At 64.7% G+C, this 7,361-nt stretch carries 8 protein-coding genes; 2 read left to right on the top strand and 6 right to left on the bottom strand.

Going from position 1 to position 7,361, the window contains the following annotated elements; genetic code table 11:
- Both JOZ76_RS01740 and JOZ76_RS01735 read right to left on the bottom strand, forming a co-directional pair.
- A partial coding sequence (locus JOZ76_RS01740) for a S53 family peptidase (RefSeq protein ID WP_291696911.1) occupies positions 1-1,113 on the bottom strand: 1,113 nt, incomplete at its 3' end.
- 7 nt (positions 1,114-1,120) lie between these two features.
- On the bottom strand, positions 1,121-2,287 hold the full coding sequence (locus JOZ76_RS01735; RefSeq protein ID WP_291696910.1) for a hypothetical protein: 1,167 nt from the start codon (positions 2,285-2,287) through the stop codon (positions 1,121-1,123).
- 410 nt (positions 2,288-2,697) lie between these two features.
- On the opposite strand from JOZ76_RS01735, the gene JOZ76_RS01730 reads away from it, so the two are divergent.
- Both JOZ76_RS01730 and JOZ76_RS01725 read left to right on the top strand, forming a co-directional pair.
- A complete protein-coding gene (locus tag JOZ76_RS01730; protein ID WP_291696909.1) occupies positions 2,698-2,922 on the top strand; it encodes a hypothetical protein in 225 nt (74 codons plus the stop codon).
- Between the two features lie 9 nt (positions 2,923-2,931).
- Complete coding sequence (locus JOZ76_RS01725) at positions 2,932-4,092, top strand: glutathionylspermidine synthase family protein (RefSeq protein ID WP_291696908.1); 1,161 nt, start codon at positions 2,932-2,934, stop codon at positions 4,090-4,092.
- Between the two features lie 21 nt (positions 4,093-4,113).
- Here JOZ76_RS01725 and JOZ76_RS01720 read toward each other — a convergent pair whose 3' ends face one another.
- The 4 genes from JOZ76_RS01720 to JOZ76_RS01705 form a co-directional block, all read right to left on the bottom strand.
- Entirely contained in the window at positions 4,114-4,986 is an 873-nt protein-coding gene (locus JOZ76_RS01720; RefSeq protein WP_291696907.1) for a CheR family methyltransferase, read from the bottom strand.
- Positions 4,983-6,167, bottom strand: coding sequence for a protein-glutamate methylesterase/protein-glutamine glutaminase (locus JOZ76_RS01715; protein ID WP_291696906.1), 1,185 nt, complete (start codon positions 6,165-6,167; stop codon positions 4,983-4,985). Before JOZ76_RS01715 ends, JOZ76_RS01720 begins: the two co-directional genes overlap by 4 nt.
- 96 nt (positions 6,168-6,263) lie before the next feature.
- Positions 6,264-6,629: a response regulator gene (locus JOZ76_RS01710; protein ID WP_291696905.1), complete on the bottom strand. Its 366-nt coding sequence runs from the start codon at positions 6,627-6,629 to the stop codon at positions 6,264-6,266.
- A gap of 67 nt (positions 6,630-6,696) precedes the next feature.
- Positions 6,697-7,167, bottom strand: coding sequence for a chemotaxis protein CheW (locus JOZ76_RS01705; protein WP_291696904.1), 471 nt, complete (start codon positions 7,165-7,167; stop codon positions 6,697-6,699).
- Positions 7,168-7,361: the final 194 nt, after the last annotated feature.

Raw genomic sequence — 7,361 nt, 5'->3', positions numbered from 1 at the left:
ACCGATTCCGTCCGCGCCCGGCGTCGGCAGCGTGCCGCCGCAGGCGAGCGCATAAGGACTGGAGGCGGGAAACCAGACATGCGCCTTGCCGTCGGTCAGTCCGCCGGTCGCGAGTTCGTCACCGGCCGCGAACAGTACACTGACCCGCAGCCGCATGGCGTCCGCCAGCGCCGCCTGCATCGCGTCGCGCGCCGCATCGGTCCAGAATGTTTCTGCGCTGCCCCAGCTCACCGACAAAACCTGCGGCCGGTTGACGTCATCGAACAGCGCCTGGTTGATCGCGCCGACCAGGTTTCTGGTGGTGTTGCCGGCGAAATAGACGACGATCCGCGCTTTCGGCAAGAGGCCAGCGAGGATCTGCAGATCGAGCGCGATCTCCTGGTCCGCATCGCTACCGCCCCCGAAAGCGTTGCGATTGCCGGCGACGGATCGGTCGACCACATCAGGCATCTCGCGGCCCATCGCAGCCAGCGCCTTGGCGAGATCGGATGGCAGATAGCCGCCGCCGAGCGCGATGATACCGACGCAGATCTTCGACACATCGCGATCGAGCGGGATGCCATAGAGGCGCGCGATCTCCGTCGGCCACAACCCGCCTCCTCCGGCAACGCCGGCAAGCGCGCGCAGGCGATCCAGCGGCCGCCGCACGACTGGCCGCTGGTCGAAGCCGAGGATCGCACGCGTCCACGGCGCAATCTCCTTCGGCACCATCAGGTGGCCGACGCGGGCGCGAAAGCGCTGCTGCCCGTCGTCATAGATGCGGAGCGTGGCGCCGAGGAGTTGTGAAAGCCGCTTCGCCGTGGCCTCGATCGTGACGGTCCGCGCGGCCAGATCGATGTCGCGCACCACGACGCGGTAGGCTTTCGCCAGCTTGCGTACCCGCGCGGCCGCCGCGGCGTGAGTGCGGCGGCGCTCTGCGGCGAGGGCGCGGCGCGTCATCGGCTGCGACAGCCGCGCAAGATCGCCGGCACTGCCCGGCGCAAACCGATCCGGCGTTCGCCGCTTGAGGTGAATCGTTACCGCGATCCGTTCGTCCGGATCGACCTCGCCGACCAGCACCGCCCCCTCCGGCGCGGCGCGATCGCTGCCGGCGAGCGCGACCTTTTCGATCATGGCGGCGTCATTTGCCCGAGCAGTTGGAGGGCGGGATCGGGTTCTGTGTATCGTCGATCGCGCAGAACGGGATCGACCAGACGAAGTCGGCGGAGGTCCCGATCTGGGTCAAGCCCGACATGCCCTCGAAGATCGGCGGCTGGCTGTTGAAATTCCAGTACCAGTTCGCCTGGATCGGTCCGAGCGGCGCGCCGTTGTCGTCGAAGCCGGCCTGCGACGTTGCGTTGCCGCTCCGGTCGAAGGCTGCGCGGCCATGGCAGGTCATGCAGGAGGACTGATCGACAAAGCCGTTCTCGGTGACCGAATTGCCGACGCGGATGTCGAGGCCGCTAGCATCGGTGAAATCGGTCTGCGATCCCTTCAGGCAGTAATTGGCGAAAGCCGGATCCCAATTGGCGGCGGAGATCATCGCCTGCAGCGCCGGCGTCTTGGCGCAATCGGGATAGCCCTGGTTGGGCGTGCGATTCGGCTGCACCACTGACGTCAGCGCACCAAACAGGTCCTTGCAGCCGATGATGTCGCAACGGCCGGGATTGAACTTGTGCTCGAAGGTCGCCCAGGTCCAGTTCGGCACCGCCTTGGAGATGATGTGCATCGAGACGAACGCATATTGCTTGCCGTCGGCGCCGGTATTGACATGATAGAGTTTTGGCACGTCGGCCAGCGCGACCCGGCCGTTGGTGAAAGCTGGAATGTCGGTCACCAGTTGCCAGTTCGCTTTCACCTCCATGGCCGCGACCGGAAAAGAGAGGGTCTTGCCGAACGCAGCGCGCAGGCCGGAAATCCTGAACAGATTGTTCTGCACGATGAAGTCGAAGGATTCCTTGTTGCGGCGGGATTCCTCCAGCACGCCCGGCCCCGGCGGCACCGCAGGCAGCAAGCGCCCGCCGCGCTGCAGGGCGAGCCGACCCTGCCCCGGCACAACCGGCGGATGCAGGGCAAGCGGCGCCGCGGTGGTCGGAAATTGCGGGGCAGGATTGAACGTGTCGGTGTCGCTGGCCCAGGTCTCGAACAGCGCATTCGAGCCGCCTGCGCTGGTATTGACCTGGATGAAGAACTGCCAGGCCAGTTGATCGGGGGCATTCATCGCCGGATTCGGCGTCTGTGCCGTGACGGGAACACTGGACAGGAGCGACAAAGCACAGACCAAAGCAGCCCTGACAGATCCTCTCATCGTTTTCCTCCTAACGCTTCATGCCGGACTCCGTCCCTCGCCGAATGAGAAGCCGGCCAACCCCAGCGCCTGGAGCCAGTCGAAGCTTCATCACCGAATTATACCTGAGGTTGCCGATCTCAAATGTGAGTTGCGCCGCAATTTGCGTGCGCCGGTGCCAACTTTGTGCAAGCTTGAGGGGATCCCGACGAGAGGCACCGCCTAGATATCCTCCAATCACTCGCCGGGCTGCCGGCGTTCCTGCTTTCGGAAGCGAGATCCGGCGTTACGCGCGGCGGCTTCGGCTCCTTCGCATGTGCATTCGGCTTCGGCGGTGGCTGATGCCGTGAAATGACCTCGTTTGACTTGTTTGATCCGGGAAACCGGCTAAGCGGATCTGCTCGGTACCATTCGCTCGAGAGGGGCGCATCATGAAACGTTCGCGGCGCGTGGTGCTGACGATGATGGGAAGTGCGGCGGTCGGCGTCGCCTCGATGGGGCTGGCTCAGGCGAAGACCTGCCGTCCTGGAACCGAGGCGGTGCCCGGTGCGGGCGGACGGCTTCATTGCCGCGCCATCTATCGGGGTTTCGGCGGCACGCTGCACCACTTCCATGGTCATGGCCACGGGCATGGCCATGGCCACGCCGGCGGCTGACCTGTCCTCATGCAGCGCACCGCCTGCCCTGAACGGGATGACTGGCGCCTCACCGCGGACGCCTGCGGTTTCGATTTCCACACCATCGATGGCGAGCGCTATTGGGACGAGCGTGCTCACTATGCCTTCACGCTGCAGGAAATCGAGCACGGCATCGAAGCGCCGACCGCGGAAATCGACGCGATGTGCCTTGAACTGGTCGGCCGCGCAGTCGGCCATGAGGCCTTTCTCCGCCGGCTAAGAATACCAGAGGCCTTCTGGCCGCTGATCCGCGACAGCTGGCACTGCGACGAGGGCAGCCTCTATGGCCGGCTCGACCTCGGTTTCGACGGACATGGACCTGCGAAACTGCTCGAGTACAACGCCGATACGCCGACCTCGATCTTCGAGGCGGCGGTCTTTCAGTGGACTTGGCTCGAACAGGCCATCGAGCGGAAGATCGTTGCGGCGGATTGCGATCAATTCAACTCGATCCACGAACGCCTGATCAGGCGCTGGGCCGAACTCGGCGAGGGGCACGATCTGCACCTTGCCGGCACCACTGAGAGCAGCGAGGACGCGGGCACGCTCGCTTATCTGGAGGACACCGCAAGCCAGGCGGGACTTGCGACCACGCTGATCGATATCGAGGATATCGGCTGGCGCGAGGACGGCGGCGGCTTCGTCGACCTCGAGGGCCGGGACATCGCGCTCGCTTTCAAGCTGTACCCCTGGGAGTGGATGTTCCGCGAGACGTTTGGCGCAAAACTTTCACATGCCCAGACCCGATGGATCGAGCCGCCCTGGAAGGCCGTGCTCTCCAACAAGGGCATCCTGCCGCTGCTGTGGGAGATGTTTCCGGGCCACCCCAATCTGCTGCCGGCGTTCTTCGAGGACGACCCGAGAGCGGCCTCGCTCGGCGAGACCTTTGTGCGCAAGCCGCTCTATTCGCGCGAGGGCGCCAACATCGCGCTCATCCGGGACGGCACGGCGATCGTGCAGCAGGACGGCCCCTATGGCGCCGAAGGTTTTGTTCGCCAGGCCTATGCGCCGTTGCCTCGTCTCGCCAGTTCCCATGCCGTCATCGGAAGCTGGCTGGTCGATCACACGCCGTGCGGATTGTCGATCCGGGAGGACGAGAATCCGATCACCGGCAACAGCTCGCGCTTCCTGCCGCATGTGATCGTCTGAGGCTCTCGTGCGCAGTGCGTCTCAGCGCGCAGCCACCACCTTCAGGCCCAGCGGCATGGCGCCGGCATTGGCACGCAGGGCGCGTGCCGGATTGGGCTGGTACAGGCCGCGCCGGTCCGGATAGGGCCGGAACGCATCGGAAATGCCAACCACGGATTCCGCCGCGCCCAGCAGCAGCACGCCGTCGCCCTCGAGCTGCCTGGCGAGGCGTTCGAAGATCGCAATCTTGGTTTCTTGATCAAAATAGATCAGCACGTTGCGGCAAAAGATGACGTCGAACTTGCCGAGATGCGAGAAGTCCTGCAGCAGGTTGAGCTGCCGATGCTGAACCATGCCGCGGATGTCGGGGTTGATCTGCCAGAGCTCGCCGATCTGGGTGAAGTGCTTGACCAGGAGCTGGATCGGCAGGCCGCGCTGCACCTCGAACTGGCTGTAGATGCCGGATTTCGATTTCTCCAGCACCTCCTGCGACAGGTCCGTGGCAACGATCTCGACGCGCCAGCCGGCGAGCACCTGCGCCTTTTCCTTCAGGCACATGGCAATCGAATACGGCTCCTGGCCGGTGGAAGACGCGGCGCACCAGATCCGCAGGGATTTCCGGTTGGCGCGCGCCTGCAACATCGCAGGCAGGATGGTGTCGCGCAGATGGTCGAACGGAATCTTGTCGCGAAAAAAGAAGGTCTCGTTGGTGGTCATCGCCTCGACCACTTCCGTGGTGAGCGCGTTCGCACCGTTCTTCAGCTTCTGCACCAGCTCGGCGATCCCGGGAAGGCCCGCCTTGCGCGCCAAAGGCAGCAAGCGGCTCTCGACCAGATATTGCTTGTCGGCCGACAGGTCGAGACCCGAGCGCTCCTTCAGAAGCTTGCGCAAGAACTCGTAGTCCAAGAGGTTCACGAGCGATCTCCCGAAAACAAACGGACGAGTTTTGGCGCGATCTGGTTGAGCGGCAGGACGGCGGCGCAGATGCCCGCATTTGCAGCGGATCCGGGCATGCCCCAGACCACGCTGGTGGCCTCGTCCTGGGCAATGACACTTCCTCCGGCTGCGACGATCTCCTTGCCGCCGCGCATGCCATCCGAGCCCATGCCGGTGAGGATCACGGACATGATGGCGCCCTGCCAGACCTCGATCGCCGACATGAACAGCGGGTCCACCGCGGGCTTGCAGAAATTCACCGCGGGTCCGTCATCGAGTGCGATCTGCGCGTCCATGCCATGCTTCACGACGCGCATGTGGCGACCGCCCGGCGCAAGATAGATCTGGCCCGCCTTGACCGTCTCGCCGTCCGCGGCCTCGTGGGCGGGACGCCGGCTCGCGCGCGCGAGATGTTCGGCAAGAATGGTCGTGAAAGTCGGCGGCATGTGCTGCGTGATCAGAACCGGGAAACGGTCGATCACGGGCCCGAGCTCGGTCACCAGCGACATCAGCGCCTGCGGACCGCCGGTCGAAGAACCGACAAGAAGCACACGGGGCGCCTGCGCGCCGAAGGCGCGGCGCGCCAGCGCCGGTAGCGGCGCCGCTTGGACGGCAGCCGGGCGCGGCGCGAGGCCGCGCATTCTTTCGATGGCCGGCGATGGCGCCGGCGCGAGCTGGGGCGTGGCTTGCGGCTGCGCGGTGCGGCGAAGCTTCGCGCCAAAAGTACGGATCTTCTGGATCAGATCGTGATGGAAGATGTCGGCGGCGTGGGCCGCGCGCGTGCTCTCCGGCTTGGGAATATAGTCGGACGCACCGAGCGACAGCGCCTTGAAACTGATCTCCGCATTGCGGCGGGTCAGCGTCGAGGCCATGATGACGATGAGATTGCGCTTCTTGGCGAGCAGCTGCGGCAGCGCCGAGATGCCGTCGAGCTCCGGCATTTCGATGTCGAGGACCGCGACATCGGGATTGATGCGGTCAAGCTGGTTGACCGCTTCGAGCCCGGTGCGGAGCGAGGCGGCCACCACCATGTCCGGTTCTGACGCGATCCAGCGGGAGATCATCCCGCGGATCACGACAGAATCGTCGACCACCATCACCTTCAACGGAGGCTGGCGCGTCGAGGTCGGAGACAAGGGATTAGCCAACGCAACACTCATGCTTCACCACATACAATCCAACAGCACAACACGAACGCAACTTGCGAGCACGCCAGCCCCCCATGGCTGTTCGGCCGCCGGATCGACGTGGCAGCATCAGATCAGACCAACTTCCTGGAACTTGGCCGTCACGATGTCCTTGTCGAACGGTTTCATGATGTACTCGTTGGCGCCGGCGTGCAGCGCACGCGCGATGTGGGCGACGTCGTTCTCGGTGGTGCAGAACACCACCTTGGGCTGATCCCCGCCGGGCAGCCGACGCAGATTGCCGAGGAACTCGTAACCGTCCATGACGGGCATGTTCCAGTCGAGCAGCACCGCATCGGGCAGACCGCGCTTGCAGATGTCGAGCGCCTTCTCGCCGTCCTCGGCTTCGACAATCTGGAAGTCCAACCCTTCCAGGATGCGGCGCGCGACCTTTCGGATCACGCTCGAGTCATCGACCACCAGACATGTTCTCATTGTAGCCTCTTAGTTCCCAGACCCCTTGTGGGACATTGTATTCCGATAGCAGCGCGGTCTTTGCCGCTTACGCCGCCATCAAATCGGACGCGAGTTCGAGCACGCGATCGACGTCGAGGACGACCATGAGATGGCCGTCGAGCCGGTGGACACCGCCGGCGAGCTTGGCCATGCGGGGATCGAGATTGACGGGATTTTCCTCGCGGCTGTCCTCGGCGAGCCGCAGCACCTCGCCGATCTGGTCGATCAACAGGCCATAGGATTCGCCGCGCAGGTCGACGCCGACCGCCATCGGCGGCTTGCCGTCGTTGGCCTTGGGCAGGCCGAGCCGAGCACGCATGTCGATCACCGTGACGATGCGGCCGCGCAGATTGAGCACGCCGGCGATCTCGGCTGTGGACAGCGGCACGCGCGTCAGGCGGTCGGGCATGAACACGTCCTGCACGCGGGAGATCGGCAGACCAAACAGCTGGCCTCCGATCATGGCGGTGACGTATTCGGCAACCAGCCCCTCGCTCGTTTCCGTCTTGCTGGTCATTTCAAAACCTTTCAAACTGTGCTGTCATGCCGCCTCAGGCTGCCCTGGCGAGTTCGGCGGTCTGTTCCTTGAGCGCCGCGATCAGGCCGGGACGGTCGAATTTGGCGACGTAGTCGTGGAAGCCGGCGAGCCGGCCGCGCTCGATCGCCGCCGGCGAAACCAGCGAGGACAGGCCGATGATCGGCAGGCCGTGC

This window comes from Bradyrhizobium sp. (assembly GCF_019244115.1).
Classification (GTDB): Bacteria; Pseudomonadota; Alphaproteobacteria; order Rhizobiales; family Xanthobacteraceae; genus Bradyrhizobium.
The sequence above is the reverse complement of the archived record's forward strand: the minus strand, read 5'-3'. Positions and strand labels throughout refer to the sequence as shown.